Below are 22,727 nucleotides of genomic sequence, written 5' to 3' on the forward strand. Positions count from 1 at the left end.
GGCGGGAGCGCGAAAGCCCCTCACCGTAGGACGGTGAGGGGCTGCGCGAGGTTGAGCGGTGGGCCTGGGCGGTGGACCGCGCCGGGCGGGCTCAGTACCAGTGGTTGGCCTGCCAGAAGGTCCAGGCGTCACACGGGCTGCCGTAGCGGCTGTCCATGTAGTTGAGGCCCCACTTGATCTGGGTGGCCGGGTTGGTCCGCCAGTCGGCGCCCGCGGAGGCGTACTTGCCGGCCGGCAGCGCCTGGAAGAGACCGTAGGCGCCGGAGGACGGGTTGACCGCCTTGTAGTTCCAGTCGGACTCGTGGTCGACGATGTTGCTGAAGCACTGCCACTGGCCGCTGGGCACCATCGAACGGGCCATCGACTGGATCTGGCTGATGCTGTAGGAGCTCTGGACGGCGAAGCTGGTGGACTCGCGCTTGGCGTCGCGGCTGGCCGCTTCCCTGTCCGCCTCGCGCTTCTGGGCTGCCTGGGCCGCCTTCTTGGCCTTCTCCTGCTTGGCCACGGCGGTCTGGGCGGCAGCCTTGCGGGCCGCCTCCTCGGCGTCCTTCCTGGCACTCGCGTCCGCGGCGATGGCCTGTACGTCGGCCTGCTGCGTCAGGGACGCGGTCTGCACCTGCGCCTGCTCGCCCATGGGGATGTCCGCAAGCAGCGTCGTACCGGCTGCTGTCGCCTCCGCGTCGTTGCTCTGCGCGGTGCTGCCCGAGGCAACGCCGACGACGCTTCCGACTGCGGTGACCGCCGTGGCCGAGGCCACTGCGAATCCCCGGACCGAGATCCGGCTCACACGGTTTCCTTCCAGCATCGCCCGCTTCGGTGACCCTCGCGGACGCAATCGTGCCCCTGGCGCTGGCCTCCCCAACTACGGGTCACGGGAGGCACGGACCCGGTGGGCAACTCCCCTGCGGGGGAGCGCCGCGTGGTGCTCGGGCGGCATACGACGCTGCTATGGAGTTGAGTCTGGTGCTTCTGTGGCGCCGTACCGCTGGGGGTACAGCTGTGTCGTATGCGGGGCCTGACAGGAAGGAGACTCTGCCGTAACCCGCCGGGGTGAGGCAATTCTGTGCCGCGTGTGAAAGCTCACATCTCGTTTGCGCCAGGGGATTTCCGGAAATCCCCACACGCGAAGGCGCCGCCCGGCTAGGCTCTCGGCCTTTCCGAACGGCGCCGACTTCCCGGTAACCAACCCTTGACGGGTCGGAGTTCGCGGAAGTGTCAGATGTGGCCGTCCTCCAGCATTTCGGTCACGAGTGCCGCGATCTGGGACCTCTCGGAGCGCGTCAGGGTGACGTGCGCGAAGAGCGGATGCCCCTTCAGCTTCTCGATGACGGCGACGACTCCGTCGTACCGCCCGACCCGCAGATTGTCCCGCTGTGCCACGTCATGGGTGAGTACGACCCGTGAGTTGGCCCCGATCCGGGACAGCACGGTCAGCAGGACGTTCCGCTCCAGCGACTGGGCCTCGTCCACGATCACGAACGCGTCGTGCAGCGAGCGGCCGCGGATGTGGGTGAGCGGGAGGACCTCCAGCATGCCGCGGGCGGTGACCTCCTCGATCACCTCCCGGCTGGTGACCGCCGACAGCGTGTCGAAGACGGCCTGGGCCCAGGGGCTCATCTTCTCGGCCTCGGAGCCGGGCAGATAGCCGAGTTCCTGCCCGCCCACGGCGTACAGCGGGCGGAAGACCATCACCTTCTGGTGCTGCCTGCGCTCCAGCACGGCCTCGAGCCCCGCGCACAGCGCCAGCGCCGACTTTCCGGTGCCGGCCCGGCCGCCCATCGACACGATCCCGACGTCCGGGTCGAGGAGCAGGTCGAGCGCGATCCGCTGCTCGGCGCTGCGGCCCTTGATGCCGAACGCCTCCCGGTCGCCGCGCACGAGGCGGACGCTGCCGTCGGGCGTGACCCGGCCGAGGGCCTTGCCGCGCTCCGACTGGATGGTCAGGCCGGTGTGCACCGGCAGTTCGGCGGCCTCGGGGACGTATACGCGTCCCTCCTCGAAGAGGATGTCCACCTGCTCGCCGGGCAGGGCGAGTTCGGACATGCCGGTCCAGCCGGAGGCGTCCGTGATGGCGAGCTCGGCCCGGTACTCCTCGGCGAGCAGGCCGACGGAGGACGCCTTGATCCTGAGCGGGAGGTCCTTGGAGACGACGGTGACGTCGTACCCCTCCGCCTGCAGGTTGCGGGCGACGGCGAGGATGCGGGAGTCGTTGTCCCCCAGGCGGTAGCCGGTGGGCAGCACGCTGGGGTCCGAGTGGTTGAGCTCGACACGGACGGTGCCGCCGAGATCCCCGATCGGAATGGGGGCGTCGAGGCGACCGTGCCGCACCCGGAACTCGTCGAGCAGGCGCAGGGCCTGCCGTGCGAAGTAGCCGAGTTCGGGATGGTGCCGCTTGGCCTCCAGCTCCGTGACCACGACGATCGGGAGCACGACCTCGTGCTCGTCGAAGCGGTTCAGAGCGTTCGGGTCGGCCAGCAGGACGCTGGTGTCGAGAACGTAGGTGCGCCTATCGGGCTTGTGGCGCTTTGTGCTGGTCACCACGGAAGGACGTACCCCCTCGGAAGAGGTCGGGGAGCGACGGAGTGGACGCTGGTCCGGGAGGGCGGGAACGAGCCGACCGGTCGACGGCCGCCCTGCACTGGCGCGGGCCGTGAACCGGCCCTCCGCCGCGTCTTCCGTGCCGCGACCGCACGGTGGGGCTGGTGCAAAGGGCCTCCCGGGCGGACGGCTCCGGGCCGTCCGCTGAGATCCGACACCCGTGGTTCGGGCGTCGACCTGCTTGGTTTATGCCCTCGAACAAGCGCCGCCATGCCACGGCACAGGACGGCGCACCGGTGAACTCCTTGTTACGGGCGTCCCGCCAGGAGACTGCGGCGCGAGGTGACACGCGGGGAGGGAGGAGTGGGCCGCGCCGGGGGGAGCAGTGGGCCGCGCCCGGAGGGTGGGTCGCACGGGGGGGCGACGAGGAGCGGAGCCGGGAGGGTGGAGGCGCGGGGACGCGGAGGGAGCGCAGGAGCAGGGGCGGGCCGGGGACGGAGGGAGCGGGTGCCGGGGGAGGCAGAAAAAACGGGCCGGTCCGTGGGGGGGAGACGGACCGGCCCGAGGGGGGGTTTCCACCATAACCCTTTGTAAGTGATGCTGCGTGCATCGGCGTGCCACAACTACTCTCCGAAGTCGCCCGGCGACGCCCGGATGGCTGCGGAGGCACTCATTCCGCCCTGAATCATGGCCAGAACACAGCGAACCCATGGTTGAGCAGGGCATCCGGTGAGGCCGGAGGGACGCGCGGAGCGGATCGGGAACGGATGCGGAGTGGGCTCGGTGCGCGCCGGAACCCGCCCGGCGAACCGCCCCCGCTTCCCCCCACCGGGTGAACCCACCGGCGAGCGCCCGCTTGACCGGGCACCGCGCAGCCCCCTCCACTGCGCGGTGCCACACGCGCAGCTTTGCTCACGCGAATTACCTGGGCCAGAACCTATGTGATCAGGCAGGGCGCTATCGACCCCAGGAGGGCAATGATGAATAACGATGTGGAAACCCTGTGAGGATCGAAGGGTGATTCCGCACCCTCTCTCCGGACGCGCGGATATTTGCGAAGGTACGTCGCATACGCCCCGAAGATCCGCCGCGTCCGATCCCCATGGAGCCGCGGACCGCACCACTCCCCTCCTGACGTCACCTCACGCCGAAGGCGCCGGGGATCATGTGGGCCGCGGCCGGTGCTCGACTGCCCGAACGGCAGTTCTTGGCCAAGTCTGCCCGAACGGGCGCGTCTGTCGCCCATGTGGCGGACGTGCCCGCGTCGTCGGCCGGGCAGGCCCTAGCGGTGTGGTTTGCGGGCGTCGAAGAGGTGGCGCGTGCTGTGGGCGACGAAGGGGCCTTCGGCCTCGATGCGGTCGTGCAGGTCGCGCAGCCGGTCCCGGTACCCCTCGACGGTGAAGCCGGGGACCATCCACACCACCTTGCGCAGGAAGTGGACGACGGCGCCGATGTCGTGGAACTCCATTCGCAGCCGTTCCGCCCGCAGGTCGACGACCTCCAGACCGGCGGCCTCCGCGTCGGCGCGCTCACGGTCGGGGTGGCGGTGGTTCCGGCTCTCCTCCGGCTGGGGCCCGAGGAAGTACTCGATGAGCTCGAAGACGCTGCCGGGGCCGACGTGCTGGGCGAAGTACGTGCCGCCGGGCGCGAGCACGCGGCTGATCTCGGCCCAGTGCGGCTCGACGGGATGCCGGCTCACGACCAGGTCGAAGGCTCCGTCCGCGAAGGGGAGGGGCGCGTCGTCGGGCGAGGCGACCACGGGGACGCCGCGCGGGCGGAGCAGTGCGGTGGCCTTGGCGACGTTGGGCGGCCAGCCCTCGGTGGCGACGACCAGCGGGGGCCGGTGCGGGGCGGCGGCTTCGAGGGCCTGGTCCAGGACCTCCCCTCCCCCGGTCTGCACCTCCAGTACGGCGGTGGCTCCGGTCAGCCGCATGGCCATGGACCGCGCATACCCCCAGGAGGGCCGGGCCTCGGTGGCCCGCCCCTCGAACCAGGAGAAGTCCCACCCCTCGGTGGGGACGGAGGCTCCCTCGGCGACGAGGTCGTCGAAGGAGCGGGAGGGTGCGGGCGTCATGGACGTGCGATCCGATCGATGCGTACGAGGGTTACGGGGGTGGGGTGCGGTGTCGACGACCGGCGGCGGGGCTCAGCCGACCAGGGGCCGGACCTGCTCGGCGGTGAACCGCACGAACCCCTCGGGGTCCGGCTCGTCACCCGTCGGCTGGAGGACGACGGTGTCGGCGCCGGCCTCGGCCAGCCGCCGGACGGCCTTGGCGACGGCATCCGCGTCCCCGGCGACCCCCAGGTCCGCCACCGAGCCGAGTCCTTCGGCCCGCTGTTCGGCCCGCAGCCGTTCGGCGGCACCGGGCCCGGTGGCCGTGAGGAGATACGCGACCACCTTGTGCGGCTCCGTCCGCCCGGCCGCCGCCCGCCCCTCGTCGATGAGCCGACGGGCCTGCCGCACCGCGTCGGGCGGGTTGGCCGCGGTGAGGATGGTCCCGTCGGCGGCCTCCCCGGCGAGCCGCAGCGAACGGGGTCCGGTGACCCCGGCGAGCACCTCGGCCCCCGGCGGGGGCGGCCAGTCGAGGGCGACGTCGTCGAGCCGGACGTACCGCCCCTCGGTCGTCACCCGCTCCCCGCGCAACAGGGCCCGCAGGGCGAGCAGGTACTCCCGCAGCAGGGTGACGGGCGACTCGGCCCGCGCCCCGACCTGCCCCATCCAGTCCTGTACGCCGTGCCCGACGCCGAGGACGGCACGGCCGGGGAACATCCGGTGCAGGGTGGCGGCCTCCATGGCGGTGACGGCGACGTTCCGCAACGGCACGGGCAGCAGCCCGATCCCGACCCGGAGCCGTTCGGTCCAGGCGAGGGCGGCGGCGGCCGTGGAGATCCCTCCCTCGAGGAAGCAGTCCTCCCACAGCCACAACTCCTCCAGCCCCGCCTCCTCCGCGACGCGTGCGACGGCACGGAGTCGTTCTGGGGCGAGCTGAGGACGGAACACGGCGCCGAGTGCGGTCATGGGGTCTTCCTACCTTTGACGGAGCGGCAGGGCAACGCCTTTCCCGTCGTGCCGCCATGGTGAAGTGGCTCGACGGCTCATGCCTGTTCGTCCCCGGGAGCCGGATCGAGTTCCTGCTCCGGTCGCGGCTGTCCCGACCGGGCTCGCTCCATGTCCGCTCGCGCGTGGATCAGCAGTGCCACGGCTTTGATGCACGCCGAGGCGTCGCCGGAGCGCGAAGCGACGCTCACCAGCGGGAGGGAGCGACACCGGGTCGCATCCTTCCCTCCCGCCGTATACGCCGGGCCTGCTCGGGGGCAGATACGTTCGGTAGGACGGACTGGGCTGCGGGAGGGGCATCGACATGGGACGGCGACGGCGGGACGGGGCAGGGGTGTTGGTCGTGGAAGAAGAGGGCGGCGGCGGGAGTGTCCGTATTCCGCTGGAGATCGCCGGTTCCTACCGCGCGCGCACCAAGGGACTGCTGGGGCGGTCCTTCGTCGACGGGGCCATTCTCCTGTCGCCTGCCAACAGCGTGCACACCTTCCGGATGCGGATGCCCATCGACGTGGCCTACCTCGACCACCGGCTCACCGTCATCGCCGTCCGCACCATGCGGCCGGGCCGGCTGGGGCTGCCCCGCCCGCGTGCCCGGCATGTGCTGGAGGCCGAGGCCGGGGCGATGGCCGGGTGGGGAGTGCGGGTGGGGGCGCGGATGAAGGTAGTGGAAGGTTAGGGCGTCGCCTCATTCGGTTCCGGACCGTACACGCGACGCGCGCTGCTGGTCGGCGCGGTGACGGGCGTGCGTCACAGCGTGCCGAACCATGTCTCCGCGAGCGCGGGCAGCGTTTTCTCGGCAGGCAAACGCAGCTCCCGCATGTACCAAGGGAGGTTGCTGTACACGTGCAGCAACGTGTACGCGAGCAGTTCGGACGGCTCGAAGGTGTGACCGTACGCCTTGGTGAGACGGGCGAGCAGGTCCGGTTCACCCCGGGTGACGAAGAGGCCGACGCCCACGAAGTCATACGCACGGTCACCGATCATCGCCGGTTCGAAGTCGAAGAGCCCGGTCAGCCGCCACCCATCGGGATCGATCAGGAAGTGCTGCTGCATGACCTCGGTGTGCAGCAGGCAACGGTGCGGGTCGCGCGGCAGCGGGACCGAGGCCAGGAAGTCCGGGATCTGCTCCAGCCAGGCGGCCGGCAGTCCGTGGCCACGCTGCTGTTCCACCGCACCGGCACGCTGGCGGTCCAGGAAGGCGCCCCAGTCTCCGGGGCCGAGGACGTCCCCAAGGGGATCGGGATCAAGGGCGTGCAGTACCGCCAGGGCTTCACCGACCTCGGTGACGAGCCGCTCACGGTGACTCAGCGGCACGCGGTCCCAGTCATGGGCCAGGTTCTCGCCGCGGAGCCGGGACATCAGGACGTACTGCCAACCGTTTTCGTACGGGCCGAAGTCACGTACCTGTGGTGTCGGTACCGGCAACAGCCCCTGGATGTAGCTGAGGACACGGCCTTCCGCGATGCCGTCCTGCGCGGCGGCTCCTGGGAACAGCTTGAGAACGTGCTCGTCACCCACCGCGTAGACCGGCTGGGACCCGTCCGGAAAACGAGTCAGCGGTACATCGGCGAAACCCAGGCGCGCACAGATGTCCTCCACACCGGGGCGCATCACCGTCTCGTCGGAGACGACCGCGTCCCACTCTTCATCCGTTTCCACTGGAGGCAGCATGATCGGGACCGTAGGCCAGCGACGGCGGGGAGGCAACCGAAAATCACGGGCCCCTGAGGGCGGCCCGGTCGATCCCGTTCAGTGGTGCCTGTCGACGACGGCACGGACGACGGCGGCGACCTCCTCGCGGTCGGTGGGCCGCGGGTCGACGGAGTTGTGGATGGAGAATCCCTCGACCAGCGCGTCCAGGGCCCGTGCGGTGAGCGGGTCGAAGTGCCTGGCCAGGGAGGACCGGCTGGCCTGCATCCAGGAGCGCATGACGGTGCGCACCTCGGGATTGCGGGTGGCGAAGGCGTAGAGCTCATAACTGAGCAGGAGGTTGCGGTCGGTCCCCCAGACCTTGCCGCAGATGATCTCGACGACCGCCTCCTCGGCCTCCTGGCGGGTCCGCGCGGCCTCCAGAAGGGCGCCGTAGCGTGTGGAGACGGTCTCCGCGAGCCGGGTGAAGGCGTCGGTCAACAGGTGCTGCATGTCGTCGAAGTAGTAGGTGAGTGACCCGAGCGGCACGCCCGCCGCCTCCGCGATCTTGCGGAAGGTCACCTTGATCGCGCCGTGTTCCGCGATGACGTCGAGCGCGGCGTCGAGGATGCGTTCGCGGCGCCGGGGGTCGTTGGGGCCACGAGTGCTGCCTGTCATCGCCGTTGTCCGCCTTGTCTTCTCGGCCGCCGAACCGATGTGTACATTTGTTCATACTCGGTGGGTGACGCGGGTTCGTCGCCCGCCTGTCCCTCATTGTCTCCATCACCGGCGGAGCCCTTCCTTGACAGACCGTGCTGTACGCCGACGCCGCCGGGCCCTGTACCTCTTCTTCTTCCTCAACGGCATCGCCATGTCCTCATGGATCACGCGCACCCCGGACGTCCGTGACCGTCTGGGCGTGTCCACGGGGCAGATGGGGCTGGTGCTGTTCGGTCTGTCCGTCGGCTCGATGGCCGGCATCCTCTGTTCCGGCCGTTTCGTGTCGCGGTTCGGGACCCGACCCGTGACGGCGCTCGGCACACTGTTCGTCATCGCGAGCGTGGTCGTCGTGGGCGCGGGCAGCGCCCTCGGCTCCGCGCCCCTGGTCACCGCGGGGCTGTGCCTGTTCGGCCTGGGGGTCGGGTCGGGCGAGGTGGCGATCAACGTGGACGGTGCCGACGTGGAACGGATCACCGGCACGGCGGTTCTGCCCACGCTGCACGGGTGCTTCAGCCTGGGCACGGTCATCGGCGGCCTGGCCGGCATGGCGGCCACCGCCGCGGCGTTCCCCGCCCACTGGCACCTCCTGGCGGTGGCCGCGGTGACGGCCGCGATCTTCGGGTACGCCATCGGTGCCGTCCCCGCCGGGACCGGGGTCCGTGCCGCGGCGCCCGCTCCGGACTCCACGCGGCCCGCGGGCTCGCAGGTGTGGAAGGACCGGCGGCTCCTGATGATCGGGGCCATCGTCCTGGCCATGGCTCTCGCCGAGGGTGCCGCCAACGACTGGCTGCCGCTGCTCATGGTCGACGGCCACGGTCTGGACGCCGCCGTCGGCTCGCTCGTCTTCGTGGGGTTCGCCGCCGCGATGACCCTGGGACGCTTCGGCGGCGCCTTCTTCCTCAACCGCTACAGCCGGGCGACCGTCGTGCGGGCCAGCGCGGTCTCCGGGGCCATCGGTCTGTGCCTGGTCATCTTCTCCGACAACGCCGCCGTGGCCGCGGCCGCCGTCCTGTTCTGGGGACTGGGCGCGTCCCTGGGGTTTCCGGTGGCCCTGTCGGCGGCGGGCGACTCGGGGCCCGACGAGACCGCCCGGGTCAGCCTCGTGGCGACGATCGGCTACATCGCGTTCCTGGTGGGGCCGCCCATGCTCGGCTTCCTGGGCGATCACTACGGACTGCGTCCGGCGATGGTCGTGGTCCTGGTGTTCGTCGCCACGGCCGTCCTCGCGGCCCCTGCCACCGGTACCCGCGCGTCCCGTCACCGCGAAGCCGATACGGGCCTCCCCGCCGAACTCGCCCTGGAGCGGCCGGGGCAGCGCACCGAGGGATGATCGCGTGACCGGCGCACGTCGGCGACGGCTCCTCCCGTGCCTGCGTTCCGCACCCCGGGGGTCAGCGCGTGTCTCTCTGCTCAGGCCGCCGATCGAGTGGCCCGGCGGTCGGCCCGCTCCAGGGGACCGACCGCCGGCCGTCGCTGATCCGTCCCTCGATTACAGGATTTCGAAGCCGAAAACGCGGTAGGTGTCAGCACCGGTGAAGGGAGCCGACGTGCGGGGCGCGAGCACGTCGACCTCCCAGCCCACGCCCGTCGACCAGAAGACGGCCACCTCGTTGGCGCCCGAGTAGAAGGAGATGACGTTCTCCAGGTTGGGGGTGACGCTGCCGGGGTTCTCCCAGCACCGGGTGTGCTCCGCGCCGTTCTGCAGGTACGTCACCGCGACGTGGTCGTCGCCGGTGCCGCAGTTGACCTCGTCGGTGGCGAACGCGGGTGTTCCCGAAAGCGCGGTGGTCAGCGCGACGGCCGCCAGGGCACCCAGGGCTAATCTGGACCGACTCTTCATCTGCTGCGGTTCCTCTCCATCAGCGTTTCGAGGGACGAGCTTCGACTGCATTTTCGGTGACCGGTGAGCAGATATTCAAGAGTTCAACGAACTCTCGTGAGTGGGCCGGCCGTTACCGCCGGGTCTCCCACTGAGAGACAAGGTCCGGCCGCGGGGTCGGAGGCCGGCGCGGCGGCGTAGTTGCCTGCAGGGCGCGCGAAAGCCCGAGGCTGGTGGCGCGGCTTACCGGGGCCTCGAAGAGGTGACGCGCGCTGTGGGCGACGAAGGGGCCTTCGGCCTCGAACGCAGCCGCTCGGGGGCGGGGGCGATGGCCGGGTGGGGGGTGCGGGTCGGGGCACGAGTGACGGTCGTGGCCGGACTACGTCGCCTACGTCCACGAAGCCGCGCTGCGCATGCCCTACGGCGGAGCCGAAGTAACCCGGCAGCAGCTCCCCCACCTGATCGAACAGTCGGAACGGCACAACATCGATGTGCGCATCGTCCCGACCGGTGTCGGGGGTTCCCAGGCGCGGGGCACGCACTGCTGTACGCGGACGGGGAGGTGCCGGAACTCGACACCGTACAGCTGGACTCCGCGCACGGCCCTGACTTCACCGGTGCGGAGGCGCAACTCACCAAGTACCGTTCCCACCTGGACTGGATGGACAGCGCTGCGTTGGACACGGCAGCCTCGCGCGACTGGTCCACAGCGTCGCCCGCGAACTCTGAAGGAGTCTCGATGACTGGCATCGACTGGGAAGAACCGTTCTGCGGCGAAGGAAACAATTGTTTCCGCCTCGGCACAGATACCCAAGGCAACGCCTACATCGCGGTGGCCGGGCAGGAGGACAGCTACCTGGTCGACAACCGGGACGCGCTTCGGGCCCTGATAGCCGAGATCAAGGAGGGCAAGGCCGACCACCTGCTGTAGAACCCGCAGTGTGTGCGGCGACCGCCCGTGGCATCCAGCGTTGAGTGACGTTCATCAGGTATTTGAGTTAGTGACTGAGGAGGAGCACCCTGCTTTCCCGCCCCCTCCATGCCCACCAGATGACGCGGAAGGTGCTGGACCCCATGGCGAAACTCCGGTTGACCGTAGGGCGGGGGCACGTCGAGGAACTGGCACGCCTGCGTCATCCTGTCGGAGCCGTCGAGGAGCTGATCTGGAACTCTCTCGACGCGGATGCCGAACACGTCACCGTGGAGCTCGAGCGGAACGACTTCGGTGGCGTCGACCGGGTCGCCGTGATCGACGACGGTACGGGTATCGCGGCGGAGAAGTGCGGCGACTACTTCGAGCAGATCGGTACGTCCTGGAAGAAGCGCGCGCAGGCCAGCGAGGTCAAGAAGCGTGTGCTGCACGGGAAGAACGGGCGAGGCCGGGTCAGGGCGTTCGCGCTCGGCAGTGAGGTGCGCTGGACCAGCGTGAGCGGGTCGAAGGGGAACCGTCGCCGCGTAGTCATTGAGTCAGACCGCAGCTCCATGGACGAGTTCGACGTCAGCGATCCCGAGCCGACGACTGATGCGACAGGAACGGCCTTCGAGGCGTTCGGCGGTGAGGATCTCCAAAAGCTGACCGAGGACGCCGCCCGTACCGCGCTGACCGCTGCCTTCGCCCTTCACCTGGAGGCGTACCCGGACATCTCCATCACCTACGACGGCACGCGGCTGGACCCGTCGTCGGAACAGGTTCGTGTGGATACGTACGAGGTGGTGGCTCCTCCCGGAAATTGTCACCCGTCGGCCCAGCTGAAGATCATCGAATGGTCGCGTCCCTTCTCCCGGGCTCTGATCCTGTGCGACGGCCGGGAGATGTCGTTGGCGCAGCTAAAGCCGGAGATTCAGGCTCCGGGCTTCCACTTCACGGCGTACCTCTCCTGGGCGGGGTTCGAGGACGATTCCGCTGGTGACCTCGCCTTTGCGGACTGGACGCCGGAAGGGTCCGCTGTCGAAGTGCTGGCCGAAGCTCGGGAGCGTATGCGTGCGCACTTCCGTTCTCGCGCCGACGAGCGTCGCCAGGAGCTCGTAGACTCGTGGCGCGCGGAAGGCTTCTACCCGTACACAGGCGAACCCAGCAGTGACCAGGAGCGCGCGGAACGCGAGACCTTCGACGCCGTGGCGACCGCGGTCGTCCGGCACCTGCCGGCGAGCAAGAGGGCCCAGAAGGTGTCCTTCGCGCTACTGCGCTCCGTCCTGACCCACGAGCCGGGCGAAGTGCTCCGTATCGCCGAGGAGCTCTTCGCACTCTCCAAGCAGGAGCAGACGGAACTGAGCCGACTGCTGGACCGTACGCCGCTGTCTGCCCTGATCAAGGCGTCGACGGCGACGACCGGACGTCTCGATTTCCTGTCCGCCCTGGAGCACCTCGTCTTCGACCCCGTGGCCAAGGGGCGGGTGAAGGAGCGCACCGAGCTGCACCGGATCCTGGAGAACGAGAGCTGGGTCTTCGGTGAGGAGTACGGACTGCACGTCACCGACCGCAGCCTGAACGAGGTGCTGAGGCAGCACTGCCGTCTCCTCGGCCGGGACGCGCCGGCTCCAGACCCTGTCCTGAGAGAGGACGGAAGCCGGGGCATCGTCGATCTGATGCTGTCCCGCGCTGCCCGGCAGCGGAAGGGGGAGCGCCACCATCTCGTGGTGGAACTCAAGAGGTCGAATGTCACCCTCGGCATGACCGAATTCTCCCAGATCAACAGCTACGCGCAAGCAGTGATGCACGACGACAGGTTCCGGGACCCCAAGGTGACCTGGGACTTCTGGCTCGTCGGCAATGCCATGGACGACAACCTCCGGCAACTCGCCCACCAGTCGGATCGGATGCCCGGGTGCGCCGTCACGCAGCCTGCCTACCGGATCTGGGTGCGTACCTGGGGCGAGATCATCGAGGACGCTCAGGAACGGCTCCGCTTCTACAGCGAGCAGCTTGAGTACCAGTCGTCGACCGAACACGCCATGGACTACCTGATCAGGGAACACGCCGACGCAGTCGCGGACCTGGTGAGCGAAGGCACGGTACCCGTGCCGAGGGCGGGGGAGAGCGGGACGATCGGGGCTACCGCCGGCCCGTGAAGGGCATTTCCCTGCGAATGAGCGCTTTCAGCGCTGACGCTCCAGGGTGAGGACGGCTGCGGTGATTGACGACAGGCGGTTCGGGCTGCAGCGGGCCCTGCGGACAGGTGATGGATGACGGCGGCGACGCAGGAGTGAGCGGTGCCGACCGACTCCCCGAAACCGGCCGCGATCTGCGCCAGGGTGTCGTGCCGGCCGCAGGTGCACCGGGCCGACCAGGGCACTCTGATGCGGCGGCAGCTTGCAGCATCGGTCACCGCACGGGTGACGATGAGCATGGTGACCCACTCGACCAGTGCGTGAGGCAGGTCGAGTGCGGCGGGGTGGACGACCAACGAGGATCCCGCGCCGGTGGGTTGAGACGGAGAACACCTCCATCAACGGCACGGGAGCTTCGTGCGTCGCGGGAAGCCGGCCCGTGAGCCGAAGCTCAGGAGTTGTCACCGGTGACGCCGGATGAGCCGGCGGAGAGGACCGGTCGAGGCACGTTGGTTGTCACCGATCAGGCATCCCATCTGTCACAACCGCCCGTTCGGCAGACTTTCTGGAACCAGTACCGAAGATCCTGAGTTCTCGGATACCTCAGCGATGCCGCGCTCAGGGCTGAGTCCTTCCACAGCGAGGCGGAAGAGGCGGTCGGCCTGGGTCTCGGGGACCTTGTGGTGCTCGGTGGCCAGGGCGATGCCGACGGCGAGGGTCAGCAGGTCGTGAAAAGTGACGTGCGGTGCAACCGCCTTGTCGCGAACGGCCCGCTGGAGCAAGGGAGTTCCGGCCGTTGCGATTCTGCTGCCGCAGGAGTGCGGGGAGGGTTCCTCGGCGGGGGGCTCGTAGCTGAGGGTGTTGGCGAATCCGCGGGCTGAGACGGCGTAGAGGACGAGGGCGTGGAGCCACTCCAGGAGGGCAGTACGGCCGTCCTCGCTCTCACTCAGCCGGTGGGCGCGCTCGCACAGGCCCTCGATGCGCTCCTGGAAGACGGCTTCGAGCAGGGCACGGCGGGTGGGGAAGTGACGGCGCACGGTCGCTGAACCGACGCCTGCCGTGCGGGCGATCTGCTCCAGGGATGCCTCGGCGCCGTGCGCGGCGACCTCGGCTTCGGCGACGGCGAGGATGCGCTGGTAGTTGCGTCGGGCGTCCGAGCGCTGACCGGTCATGATCTCCCCATTGCTAAACGGCGGGCCCCGCCATATCTTAGCGGCAGGCGAAACGGCGGGCCCCGCCGTTTTTGTTCTTCGGTCCGTGAGGAGCAGCAACCATGCCCATCGACAGCGATACCGTTCTGGTCACCGGAGCCACCGGTCAGCAAGGCGGGGCCACGGCCCGCGCACTCCTGGCCGCCGAGGTGCCCGTACGTGCACTCGTACGCGATCCGCGGTCGAAGTCCGCCCGAGCGATCGAGGCGCTGGGCGCCGAGCTGGTGCGGGCGGATCTCTCCGACCGGGCCTCCCTCGGCCCAGCGGTCGAGGGAGTCCGCGCGGTGTTCTCGGTACAGAGGCCGCCCATGACCGAGACCAGCGTGGACTTCGCGGGCGAGCTCGCCCAAGCCACCAACCTGGTGGACGCGGCGAAGGCCGAGGGCGTACGGCAGTTCGTGCAGTCCTCGACCAGTGGAGTCGGTGAGCACACCCGGGCCGCCGGCTGGGCCGAGGGCCGCTGGGCGGCGATGGCGGACTACTTCCACACCAAGCAGGCGATCATCGAGGCGGTGCGGGGTGCGGGCTTTGCCCGCTGGACGGTGGTCAAGCCCGCCTTCTTCATGGAGAACCTGCCCCTGCTGGCACCCAAGGGGCCGCGCGGCGGACTGCTGACGGTACTGAAGCCGGAGACCGAACTGGCCCTGGTGGCCGTGCGGGACATCGGCACGGCTGCGGCGCACGCCCTTCGAGACCCTGACCGGTTCCACCAGGTGGAACTGGAACTGGCCGGTGACCTGCGCACGATGCAGCAGATCGCGCAGGCCTTGTCCGCCGCCTGGGGCGTGCCCGTGACCGCGCCCTCCATGAGCCTGGAAGAGGCCCTCGACGCGGGCATGCCGACGTGGGGAGCCGGACACGAGTGGAACAACACGGTCCTCCAGCCCGCCCGGCCCGAGTTCGCCCGGGAGTTGGACATCCCGGTCACCACCTTCGCCGAGTGGGCGGATGAGCAGCTGACACCCGTGTCCGGCTAGGGCGTATCCGGCGCTGTGACGCTCGGCAGCGCCCGCCGGGGCGGACTGGGGCGAGAAATTGGAGTGGCCCTGCCCCCGGCATCCCGCCGCGGTGGTTGCCGATTTCGCCGGGCACCCGTGGGCCGGCCTGCCGTTCGCCACCCCGGAGACGGTGACGACCGACCACCGATTCGTCCACCCATGATCAGCTGGACAGGCGTTCATTTTCTTACGAGGGCGTCTGAAAACCCCCGCGCCGAGTCAGTCGTCAACCGCCTTGCGAGCATCGTGAGCCCGCCCCGCGATGACCGCGCCGATCACCACGGTCAGTGCGTACACGGTGATGCTCGCGGCGAAGCCTCCCGGTAGCCAGCCCAGGAGGCCGGCGTTGCCGTGGTCGACGAGCTGGCGGATTGCACCCTGGGCTCCGATGACGAGCAACGCCATGCCGAGGGCCTGGTAGAGGCCGTATTTCATGGGACCTTCCTGGGCCTGACCAACGTTTACCATGCACTTGCACTGTAAACCGGTGGTACTCGGTTTTGCAATGCGATCGCATGGTGAAGATGACGAGGAAGGCGGCGTCGTGCCGAAGATCGTGGATCACGAAGCGCGCAGGACGCGCCTCGTCGAGGCCGTCTGGTCACTGGCCGTGCGCGGCGGCATCGAGCAGGTGTCGCTGCGCAAGGTGGCCGAGGAGGCGGGCGTCTCCATGGGCCAGGTCCAGCACTACTACTCCTCGATGCAGACCCTGATCCGCGACGCCCTCGACCGGTCCGTACGAGCCGTGAACGCCACCATCGAAAACGCGGTCACCGCCGCTGACACGAGCAGCCCGGAGGCCGTCCTCCGCGCCTGCCTGCACGCCCTGATCAGCCCGGCCGAGGAGAGCACGCGGCTGATGCGCTTCGCGCTGGCGGCCGCGGGCCGGGCGGTCTCCGATCCGACGATGGCCAAGGTGCTGGCGCCGGGCGACGACGAGCTGCTCACCCTCACCGCCGCCCTCATCACGGCGGCCCGGGAGGAACGGGGCCATGAGCGGCACGGCGAGGAACGTACCGACGCCGACATCTGCTGGTCCCTCGCCACCAGCCTCGGCGTGGACATCGCCCTCGGCTACCGGACCCCGGAAGCCGCCGAACGCGTCCTCGACCACCACATCGAGCAGGTCCTCCGCTAGGGCCTGCCCGGCGGACCTTGCCGGTTCCCACGCCGCCTGCGCATGAGGACAGACCACATCCCCGCTGCACTCACGGCACCACCCCGTGCCGCTGACAGATCCGCCGAACAGACCCTGACGTGCTCCGGCTCAGGTCATCACCCGATCAGTGGCCACGCTGAAAGAGCTCAAAGTCTCGAAGGGTTCCCGGGACGGCCTCGGACATCAGGAGATCAGGCGGAGGAGCACCGAGCCGTGCTCAGTGGTCGTCGCCTGCATCACGACGGAGTCGGGTTGAGGGCTCGGGCGGGTGTGGCTCAGTGCGCCGCAGGAGGTGCCGCTGCCGTTCTCGCGGAGGGTCATGACGCAGCCCTGACCCGGACCGCTCGCCCCGCCCTTGGACTGGCCGTTGCCCGACTTCACCGAGTACTCGATCTTGTTCGGGCCGACCTCGGTCACGGACAGCGTCGCCGGGCCGCCCGGGCCCTGGAAGTGGATCGTCACGGGCTTGGTCACCGCGATCTCGCAGTTGCCGTCGGTGCAGGCGTCGGCGTCATGCCCGTCCGCCGCCGATACGGAAGGTCCGGGCTCTGCGGAGGCCGATTGTGGAGCCGACCGGGACGCCGTGGGCCGATCCGGGGGCGAGGCCGGCGCCGCGTCCGGCTCGTCCGGGCCGCCGCAGGCTGCCACCGTCAGTACCGTCAGCACCGCGAGGGCCATGCCTCGCCCGCGGCCCGGCAGTGAGAGCCGCGGTTTCCTCTCCTCTACGTGATCCCCTTGCTCCGCCATCGGCCGGTCAGGCCTCCGAACGCGGGAAGGAGACCTCGACCCTGCGGTTCTTCTTGCGGCCGGCCTCCGTCGAGTTGTCGGCGATGGGGTAGTCCTCGCCGTAGCCGCGGACCTCGTAGGTGATGTCGGCGTCGTTCAGTGCCTGGGACAGGACGTCGTGCACGGCGTTGGCACGCTGCTTGGAGAGTGCGTCGCCGTGGGCGGAGGAACCGAGGTTGTCGGTGAAGCCGAAGACTCGGACCCTGGTGGCGTTCTGGGCCTTGATCTCCTCGGCGATGCCCGTGATGCGGGACTTCGACTCGGCGCCCAGCTTCGCGCTGTTCTTGCCGAACAGCACCTCGGCCTGGAGCGCGAGCGTCACGCTGGTGTTGGTGTCCTCGCGGCGTTCGTCACCGCTCTGCTCCTCCACGACCGACTTGATGTCCAGCACCTTGGCCTGGGCGAGCGTGGCGCCGTCCGGGATCTTCAGGTCCGGGTCGTTGGGGTCCACCTCTACGGGGGCGGAGGCGGAGGGTTCGGTTCCTGGCGGGTCGTTGGGGTCGTCGTCGGCGTGGGCCGTGGCGGTGCCGTAGAGGGTCGTGGCGAGCATGAGGGTGGCGGTGGTGAGGGCCAGGGTGAGGCGTGGGGTTGGGGTCATGGTGGGCCTCACCCTGAGATGGAGATGGTCGCGCTGGCGAAGGTCGGCAGTTGGAACGTGACCTCGGTGGTGCTGGTGGGCGGCGAGGGGAACTGCATGAAGACAGGAATAGAGGCGCCTGCCTTGATTCTCGGCATGTTCGTAGTGGTAAGGGGGCGGCCATCCGTGTCGCGCAGCACGTAGTAGCGCTTCTTCCCCGCTGAATCAATGAGTGTCGCTCCACCGAGCGATGACCCGTGCTTGATGATTTCCGTCTCACCGCCCGCTGTGCGTACGGAGACACGAGCGGGCTGGTCGCCATCATTCTTCAGCTCTCCGGCGATGGTGACAAACCCCCCGGCGTCCCTGGTGGCCGAGGTGAGCTTGAGGATCAACCCATCCTCACCTTTGAGCTCAGCCAGAGTCTTGTCCGACCCCTCTTGAGCACTCGGATCAGAGCCACTGTCCTTGGAGGCAGGGGCAGAGGTCGAGGACTTCGGCTTCCCGTCCTCGTTGTCACCTCCACCGCAACCAGCCGCACTCAGGGCCAGACCAGCCGCGATTGTCACTGCGACCGCCCCTCTGCGGGCCTTCAGAGTGAACCGAATGTTCATGCCCTGCTTCCCTTGTCCTCGTCGTTCGCTTGTCAGTCGGCCAAATGGACGTTGAACAGATCGTCGGCCTTCGGTAAGTCGTCCAAATTCTTCGGGTCCAGGTCCCATTGCTCGTCTCGGCATGCGAGTTGCGGGAGGACGGCGTCCTCCGCAGTTTCGCCGGCAAACTCGACCGTGCACTGTGACTCGATCACTGCAGTCGCGGACGCCTGTGACCTCTTGCCCTCTGTGCCAGGCACGATGGAATCCCCGACGGGCTCGAGCGTCTCCACCTCTACCGTGAAGCCCAGTGTTCCTTCAGGGATGCAGCTCAGCACACGAGCTTCGTTCCGCGAGGCAAGTTGCTCTCCACGCCAACACGATGGCGCCAGCCCCGCCACGTCGCCATCGAAGATGCCCTGCCATTTGGTCGGATCCTGGACCTCAGCGACCCACATCTCCGCGAGTTGGTCACGGGCGTCGTGGGCCACGGCGAGGGCCGCAGCGTCAGCGGCCGTCTGGGCTCCGTTCCGATTGACCGAGGCCTGGCCGACCGCGAAGTAGGCGAAAGCGAGGAAGAGCAGGCCCCCCACCACCGTGATGAATACGGGGAAGGCCTGCCCTGTGTCATCGCACCTGGGCCGCCGCATCAAATCCCAGTGACCTCGTCGATCTTGTCCACGATCGCGTCGTAAATCGACTGACCGATGTCCGTCCCCGTGATCGCCAGCACAATAGCCACCACCACCGCGATGATCCCCAGATACTCCACAGCCGTCTGCCCCCTGTCGTTGCGGGCGGCGGTGCGGGTCTGCAGGTGTGCGATGGCGGTGCGGAGCCAGTTGGTCATGGTGTTCCCCTCCAGGGTGGACGTTGCCGCGCTCGTCGTGCGGCACGTACGGCGTGAGGACCTTCGAGTCCGAGGGTCCCGGGGCTCCGTCGGGGGCCCCGTCGTGTGCCGTGAGTCGGTCCATCGGGGTCTCGTCGACGCGGCGGGGGGTGGCGGGCTGCCGGCTGGTCACGCCGGACGCGATGCGGTTCGCCATCTCCACCCCTCCTGCGTTCAGTTGGGACCTCGACCTGTCGGGAGTACCAGACACCGACTGTCTCACAGCGGATTGCAAGTGCGAAAGGTAATGCGTGAAAGTAGCCCGACTGGGCTGTAGGTTTCTGCTTGTTGACGTCAACGGTCCGTGTGCACTCGCACTCTTCTGATGTGCTCCCTCCCCTGCTCCCGGTCGCGCGTTCGGCATCATCCCGTTCCCCCCCTACTCCCCCGTGATCGTCCCGAAGTCCGTCCCCGAACCCAGGATCAGCCCGGCGCCGAGGAGGATCATCGTGGCCGGGACCATGAAGGTCGTGATCATCATCGTGGCCTTGGGGACGGCGCGGGCCGCCTTGCGGCGGGCGTTCTGGGCGTCGGTGCGGCGCATGTCCTTGGCCAGGGAGACCAGGGTGTCGACGATGGGTGCGCCCAGTTCCTCGCCCTGCTGGAGTGCCGTCACGAACATCGCCACCTGTTCGGAGTCGTTGCGGCGGCGCAGCTCCGCGAAGGCGTCCCGGCGGCTCATGCCGAGGTCCATCTGGCGGAGGGTGATGCGGAGTTCGTCGGCCCACGGGCCCTCGTAGCGCATCGCCACGCGGTCCAGGGCCTGGCGGAAGCCGAGGCCCGCGCTGACCACGACCGCCAGGACGTCCAGGAAGTCGGGGAGCGTGCGCTCGATGACGTCCTTGCGGATGCGGATCGCCGACCAGATGCCGACCTCCGTCCAGAACGCTCCGAAGGCCAGCAGGAGCAGGGCCACCATGTACTGGCCGCGCAGGACGAAGACCAGGAAGCCGACCGCGCCCAGGAAGCCGTAGACGGCGCGGCGGGCGGCGTAGCGGTCTATGGTCAGGCCGCCGGGGTTGCCGGCCAGGTCGATTCGGCGGCGGTACTTGGCCACCAGGGCCGGGCCCATCACGCGCAGTACGGCGGGGGCGTACCGCATGCCCATGCGGTCGATGAGGGAGTCGACGGCTCCGGTGCGGGTGGAGCCGACCTCCAGGGCGAGGGCGAGGTCGTCGGGGAGCCGGGCGTCGGCCCGGTACATGCGGATGCCGGCGAAGATGCCCCAGACGCTCAGGGCCATGAGCAGTGCGAGGAGTAGTCCCAGTCCCATGTCGAAGGCCCCCTCTCAGACGTCGATGCTGGACATGCGGCGGATGAGGACGAAGCCGACGGCGTAGAGCGCGAAGGCGATGATCACCGCCGCCTGGCCGGCCGGGGAGCCCGTCATGCGTTCCAGCGCGCCGTCCTTCACCCCGTTCATCAGGAACAACGAGCCGACGCCGAGTACGGGTACCGCGTACGACGTCATGCTGACCTGGGCGAGCTGGGTGCGGACCTCGCGGCGGGTCTCCTTGCGCTCCTCCAGCGTTTCGGTGAGGTTGCGCAGGGCGCTGACCACCTGGCCGCCGGCGCGGTTGGACAGGACGAGGGTGGTGACCAGGACGACCAACTCGCGGGAGGGGAGGCGGTCGGCGAGTTCGCCGAGGGCCTCGTCCATCGAGGCGCCGATGGCCAGCTGGTCGGCCACCTTGCCGAGTTCCTCGCCGGCCGGGGCCTCCATCTCCTCCGCCGCCATGCCGATGGCGGTGCGCAGGGCGAGGCCGGCCTGGGTGGCGTTGGCGATGATCCGGGCGATCTCGGGGAGCTGGTTGATGAACTTCTCGATGCGTTTCTGGCGCTGCCAGTTGAGGAACCGCACCGCCGCCGCGACGCCCAGCAGTGCGGCGATCGGGCCGAAGAACGGGGCCAGGGTCGCCTGGCCGATCAGCCCCAGTCCCGCGACCGCCGCGAGCATGTAGACGAGGAACTCGCCGGGGGTCACGTCCAGGCCGGTCGCCGCCAGGCGCGCTTCCAGTTTCCGGCCGGGTTTCGTACGGCGCAGGCGGCGGTCCAGGGTGCGGAAGCGGCGCGGGCGGCCGGCGGGAGAGAGCCGGCCGGCCGCGGAGAGGCGGTCGACCAGGGCTGCCCGCTGGGCCTTGCCGGCGGCGTAGGAGTGCAGGCCCATGACCGCCAGGGCGCAGGTCAGCAGGGTGACGCCGGTGGTGAGCGTGATGAGCGTTTCCAGTTCCATCGGGCCGTTCCTACCTGGTTTCCATCGGGCTGTTCCTACCTGGTTTCCATCGGGCGGTTCCTACCTGGCTTCCATCGGGCGGTTCCTACCTGGCTTCCATCGGGCGGGTCACCTGGCTTCTCGGGTGGCGAGCTGGTCTGCGGTGTGGGCCACGCCGAAGGCCTGCGGGATGGGCTGGCTCGCCATGTAGAGGCGTTCGGCGGTGCGGCGCGGGAGGGGGTAGTACTCGAAGGCGCCGGGGACGCGGCCGTCGGACGTCATCGGCCGGGCGTTGAAGCGGGCGACCGTGGCCAGGCGGTACGGCTCGCCGCCGTGACTGGCCAGCAGGGCGATCTCGGTGATGCGGCGGGCGCCGTCGGCGAAGCGGGTGAGCTGGACGATGACGTCGACGGAGCTGTTGATCTGGTCGTGCAGGGCGACGAAGGGGATTTCGACGTCCGACATGGAGGCCAGGGTCTGGAGCCGCATCAGGGCGTCCTCGGCGCTGTTGGCGTGGACCGTGGCCAGGGAGCCGTCGTGGCCGGTGGACATGGCCTGGAGCATGTCCAGGGACTCGCCGCCGCGGACCTCGCCGACGACGATGCGGTCGGGGCGCATGCGGAGGGAGTTGCGGACCAGGTCGCGGATGGTGACGCGGCCCTGGCCCTCGACGTTCGGCGGGCGGGACTCCAGGCGGATGACGTGCGCCTGCTGGAGCTGGAGCTCCGCCGAGTCCTCGATGGTGATGATGCGTTCGGACTCGGGGATCAGGCCGGAGAGGGAGTTGAGAAGGGTGGTCTTGCCGGTGCCCGTGGCGCCGGAGACGATGATGTTGAAGCGGGCCTGCACCAGGCCGGCCAGCAGGTACAGCATGTGCTCGTCGAGTGAGCCGAGTCCGATCAGTTCCTGGAGGGTGAAGGAGCGCGGGAAGCGGCGGATGGTGAGGGTGGCGCCGGTCAGCGACAGCGGCGGGATGATGACGTTGACGCGCTCGCCGGAGGGGAGGCGGGCGTCGACCATCGGGTTCGACTCGTCCACGCGGCGGTTGACCGTCGAGACGATGCGTTCGATGGTCTGCATCAGCTGGTCGTGGGAGGCGAAGCGGAGCGGGAGCTGTTCGACCCGGCCGCCGCGTTCCACGAAGATCGCGTCCGGGCCGTTCACCATGATCTCCGTGATGGACGCGTCCTCGAGCAGCGGCTCCAGGATGCCGAGGCCGAGGGCCTCGTCCACGACCCGGCGGATCAGCTGCGAGCGCTCGACCGTCGACAGGACCGGGCCCTCGCGGCTGATGATGTGCCCGAGGACCCGTTCGAGGCGGGCCCGCCGCTCGGCCATCGCCAGGGAGCTCATCTCGGCGAGGTCGATCTCCTCCAGGAGCTTGGCCCGGTAGGAGGCGACCAGGTGTCCGTCCTCGCCCCGGCTGCCGTGCTCCTCGGGGGCGTGGATGCGTGCGCGCAGGCTCATGCGTCCGGTGCTCCTTGGTCCTC

Annotated in this window: 24 protein-coding genes and 1 pseudogene; 7 read left to right on the plus strand and 18 right to left on the minus strand. The window is 69.3% G+C overall.

Annotation, left to right across the window (positions count from 1 at the left end):
* Positions 1-91: 91 nt before the first annotated feature.
* The 4 genes from ACP4J0_RS02665 to ACP4J0_RS02680 form a co-directional block, all read right to left on the minus strand.
* On the minus strand, positions 92-787 hold the full coding sequence (locus tag ACP4J0_RS02665; RefSeq protein ID WP_426596973.1) for a transglycosylase SLT domain-containing protein: 696 nt from the start codon (positions 785-787) through the stop codon (positions 92-94).
* A 428-nt stretch (positions 788-1,215) separates the two neighbouring features.
* The gene (locus tag ACP4J0_RS02670) at positions 1,216-2,541 is read right to left on the minus strand and encodes a PhoH family protein (protein WP_426596974.1); all 1,326 of its coding nucleotides are present in this window, start codon (positions 2,539-2,541) and stop codon (positions 1,216-1,218) included.
* Between the two features lie 1,279 nt (positions 2,542-3,820).
* The gene (locus ACP4J0_RS02675) at positions 3,821-4,612 is read right to left on the minus strand and encodes a class I SAM-dependent methyltransferase (protein WP_426596975.1); all 792 of its coding nucleotides are present in this window, start codon (positions 4,610-4,612) and stop codon (positions 3,821-3,823) included.
* A 72-nt stretch (positions 4,613-4,684) separates the two neighbouring features.
* On the minus strand, positions 4,685-5,557 hold the full coding sequence (locus ACP4J0_RS02680; RefSeq protein ID WP_426596976.1) for an LLM class flavin-dependent oxidoreductase: 873 nt from the start codon (positions 5,555-5,557) through the stop codon (positions 4,685-4,687).
* A 343-nt stretch (positions 5,558-5,900) separates the two neighbouring features.
* Between ACP4J0_RS02680 and ACP4J0_RS02685 the strand changes: the two genes are divergently transcribed.
* Entirely contained in the window at positions 5,901-6,272 is a 372-nt protein-coding gene (locus ACP4J0_RS02685; RefSeq protein ID WP_426596977.1) for a DUF192 domain-containing protein, read from the plus strand.
* A 71-nt stretch (positions 6,273-6,343) separates the two neighbouring features.
* On the opposite strand, the gene ACP4J0_RS02690 is transcribed toward ACP4J0_RS02685, so the two are convergent.
* Together ACP4J0_RS02690 and ACP4J0_RS02695 are read right to left on the minus strand one after the other, a co-directional pair.
* Positions 6,344-7,267, minus strand: coding sequence for a phosphotransferase family protein (locus ACP4J0_RS02690; RefSeq protein ID WP_426596978.1), 924 nt, complete (start codon positions 7,265-7,267; stop codon positions 6,344-6,346).
* Between the two features lie 78 nt (positions 7,268-7,345).
* Entirely contained in the window at positions 7,346-7,903 is a 558-nt protein-coding gene (locus ACP4J0_RS02695; RefSeq protein ID WP_426596979.1) for a TetR/AcrR family transcriptional regulator, read from the minus strand.
* A 37-nt stretch (positions 7,904-7,940) separates the two neighbouring features.
* On the opposite strand from ACP4J0_RS02695, the gene ACP4J0_RS02700 reads away from it, so the two are divergent.
* The gene (locus ACP4J0_RS02700; protein WP_426597269.1) at positions 7,941-9,275 is read left to right on the plus strand and encodes an MFS transporter; all 1,335 of its coding nucleotides are present in this window, start codon (positions 7,941-7,943) and stop codon (positions 9,273-9,275) included.
* Positions 9,276-9,434: 159 nt separating this feature from the next.
* On the opposite strand, the gene ACP4J0_RS02705 is transcribed toward ACP4J0_RS02700, so the two are convergent.
* Positions 9,435-9,785: a hypothetical protein gene (locus ACP4J0_RS02705; RefSeq protein WP_426596980.1), complete on the minus strand. Its 351-nt coding sequence runs from the start codon at positions 9,783-9,785 to the stop codon at positions 9,435-9,437.
* 392 nt (positions 9,786-10,177) lie between these two features.
* On the opposite strand from ACP4J0_RS02705, the gene ACP4J0_RS02710 reads away from it, so the two are divergent.
* From ACP4J0_RS02710 to ACP4J0_RS02720, 3 genes are all read left to right on the plus strand, one after another.
* Complete coding sequence (locus tag ACP4J0_RS02710; protein WP_426596981.1) at positions 10,178-10,507, plus strand: Scr1 family TA system antitoxin-like transcriptional regulator; 330 nt, start codon at positions 10,178-10,180, stop codon at positions 10,505-10,507.
* Positions 10,504-10,695 (plus strand): hypothetical protein, encoded by a 192-nt coding sequence (locus ACP4J0_RS02715; protein ID WP_426596982.1) that lies wholly within the window; start codon positions 10,504-10,506, stop codon positions 10,693-10,695. Before ACP4J0_RS02710 ends, ACP4J0_RS02715 begins: the two co-directional genes overlap by 4 nt.
* Positions 10,696-10,814: 119 nt before the next feature.
* The gene (locus ACP4J0_RS02720; RefSeq protein ID WP_426596983.1) at positions 10,815-12,833 is read left to right on the plus strand and encodes an ATP-binding protein; all 2,019 of its coding nucleotides are present in this window, start codon (positions 10,815-10,817) and stop codon (positions 12,831-12,833) included.
* A gap of 130 nt (positions 12,834-12,963) precedes the next feature.
* On the opposite strand, the pseudogene ACP4J0_RS02725 reads toward ACP4J0_RS02720, so the two are convergent.
* A pseudogene (locus ACP4J0_RS02725) lies at positions 12,964-13,168 on the minus strand (transposase family protein); the annotation flags it as partial.
* Between the two features lie 183 nt (positions 13,169-13,351).
* Complete coding sequence (locus ACP4J0_RS02730; RefSeq protein WP_426596984.1) at positions 13,352-13,984, minus strand: TetR/AcrR family transcriptional regulator; 633 nt, start codon at positions 13,982-13,984, stop codon at positions 13,352-13,354.
* Between the two features lie 101 nt (positions 13,985-14,085).
* Here ACP4J0_RS02730 and ACP4J0_RS02735 point away from each other — a divergent pair, with 101 nt between their 5' ends.
* Positions 14,086-15,000 (plus strand): NmrA/HSCARG family protein, encoded by a 915-nt coding sequence (locus tag ACP4J0_RS02735; protein ID WP_426596985.1) that lies wholly within the window; start codon positions 14,086-14,088, stop codon positions 14,998-15,000.
* 240 nt (positions 15,001-15,240) lie between these two features.
* On the opposite strand, the gene ACP4J0_RS02740 is transcribed toward ACP4J0_RS02735, so the two are convergent.
* The gene (locus ACP4J0_RS02740) at positions 15,241-15,456 is read right to left on the minus strand and encodes a hypothetical protein (RefSeq protein WP_426596986.1); all 216 of its coding nucleotides are present in this window, start codon (positions 15,454-15,456) and stop codon (positions 15,241-15,243) included.
* 109 nt (positions 15,457-15,565) lie between these two features.
* Between ACP4J0_RS02740 and ACP4J0_RS02745 the strand changes: the two genes are divergently transcribed.
* The gene (locus ACP4J0_RS02745; protein ID WP_426596987.1) at positions 15,566-16,159 is read left to right on the plus strand and encodes a TetR/AcrR family transcriptional regulator; all 594 of its coding nucleotides are present in this window, start codon (positions 15,566-15,568) and stop codon (positions 16,157-16,159) included.
* Between the two features lie 204 nt (positions 16,160-16,363).
* Here ACP4J0_RS02745 and ACP4J0_RS02750 read toward each other — a convergent pair whose 3' ends face one another.
* From ACP4J0_RS02750 to ACP4J0_RS02785, 8 genes are all read right to left on the minus strand, one after another.
* Positions 16,364-16,858 carry a hypothetical protein gene (locus ACP4J0_RS02750; RefSeq protein WP_426596988.1) on the minus strand — a complete coding sequence of 165 codons (495 nt, stop codon included), beginning with the start codon at positions 16,856-16,858 and terminating at the stop codon, positions 16,364-16,366.
* A 76-nt stretch (positions 16,859-16,934) separates the two neighbouring features.
* Positions 16,935-17,564 (minus strand): OmpA family protein, encoded by a 630-nt coding sequence (locus tag ACP4J0_RS02755; RefSeq protein WP_426596989.1) that lies wholly within the window; start codon positions 17,562-17,564, stop codon positions 16,935-16,937.
* 8 nt (positions 17,565-17,572) lie between these two features.
* The gene (locus ACP4J0_RS02760; protein ID WP_426596990.1) at positions 17,573-18,157 is read right to left on the minus strand and encodes a hypothetical protein; all 585 of its coding nucleotides are present in this window, start codon (positions 18,155-18,157) and stop codon (positions 17,573-17,575) included.
* A 32-nt stretch (positions 18,158-18,189) separates the two neighbouring features.
* The gene (locus ACP4J0_RS02765; protein ID WP_426596991.1) at positions 18,190-18,786 is read right to left on the minus strand and encodes a pilus assembly protein TadG-related protein; all 597 of its coding nucleotides are present in this window, start codon (positions 18,784-18,786) and stop codon (positions 18,190-18,192) included.
* Positions 18,786-18,986: a Flp family type IVb pilin gene (locus tag ACP4J0_RS02770; protein ID WP_426596992.1), complete on the minus strand. Its 201-nt coding sequence runs from the start codon at positions 18,984-18,986 to the stop codon at positions 18,786-18,788. Before ACP4J0_RS02770 ends, ACP4J0_RS02765 begins: the two co-directional genes overlap by 1 nt.
* Before the next feature lie 418 nt (positions 18,987-19,404).
* Positions 19,405-20,298: a DUF5936 domain-containing protein gene (locus ACP4J0_RS02775; protein ID WP_426596993.1), complete on the minus strand. Its 894-nt coding sequence runs from the start codon at positions 20,296-20,298 to the stop codon at positions 19,405-19,407.
* A 15-nt stretch (positions 20,299-20,313) separates the two neighbouring features.
* Complete coding sequence (locus ACP4J0_RS02780) at positions 20,314-21,258, minus strand: type II secretion system F family protein (RefSeq protein ID WP_426596994.1); 945 nt, start codon at positions 21,256-21,258, stop codon at positions 20,314-20,316.
* A 108-nt stretch (positions 21,259-21,366) separates the two neighbouring features.
* Complete coding sequence (locus tag ACP4J0_RS02785; RefSeq protein ID WP_426596995.1) at positions 21,367-22,704, minus strand: CpaF family protein; 1,338 nt, start codon at positions 22,702-22,704, stop codon at positions 21,367-21,369.
* Between the last annotated feature and the right edge of the window lie 23 nt (positions 22,705-22,727).

The sequence above is a fragment of the Streptomyces sp. WG7 genome (assembly GCF_049975785.1).
Lineage (GTDB): Bacteria > Actinomycetota > Actinomycetes > Streptomycetales > Streptomycetaceae > Streptomyces.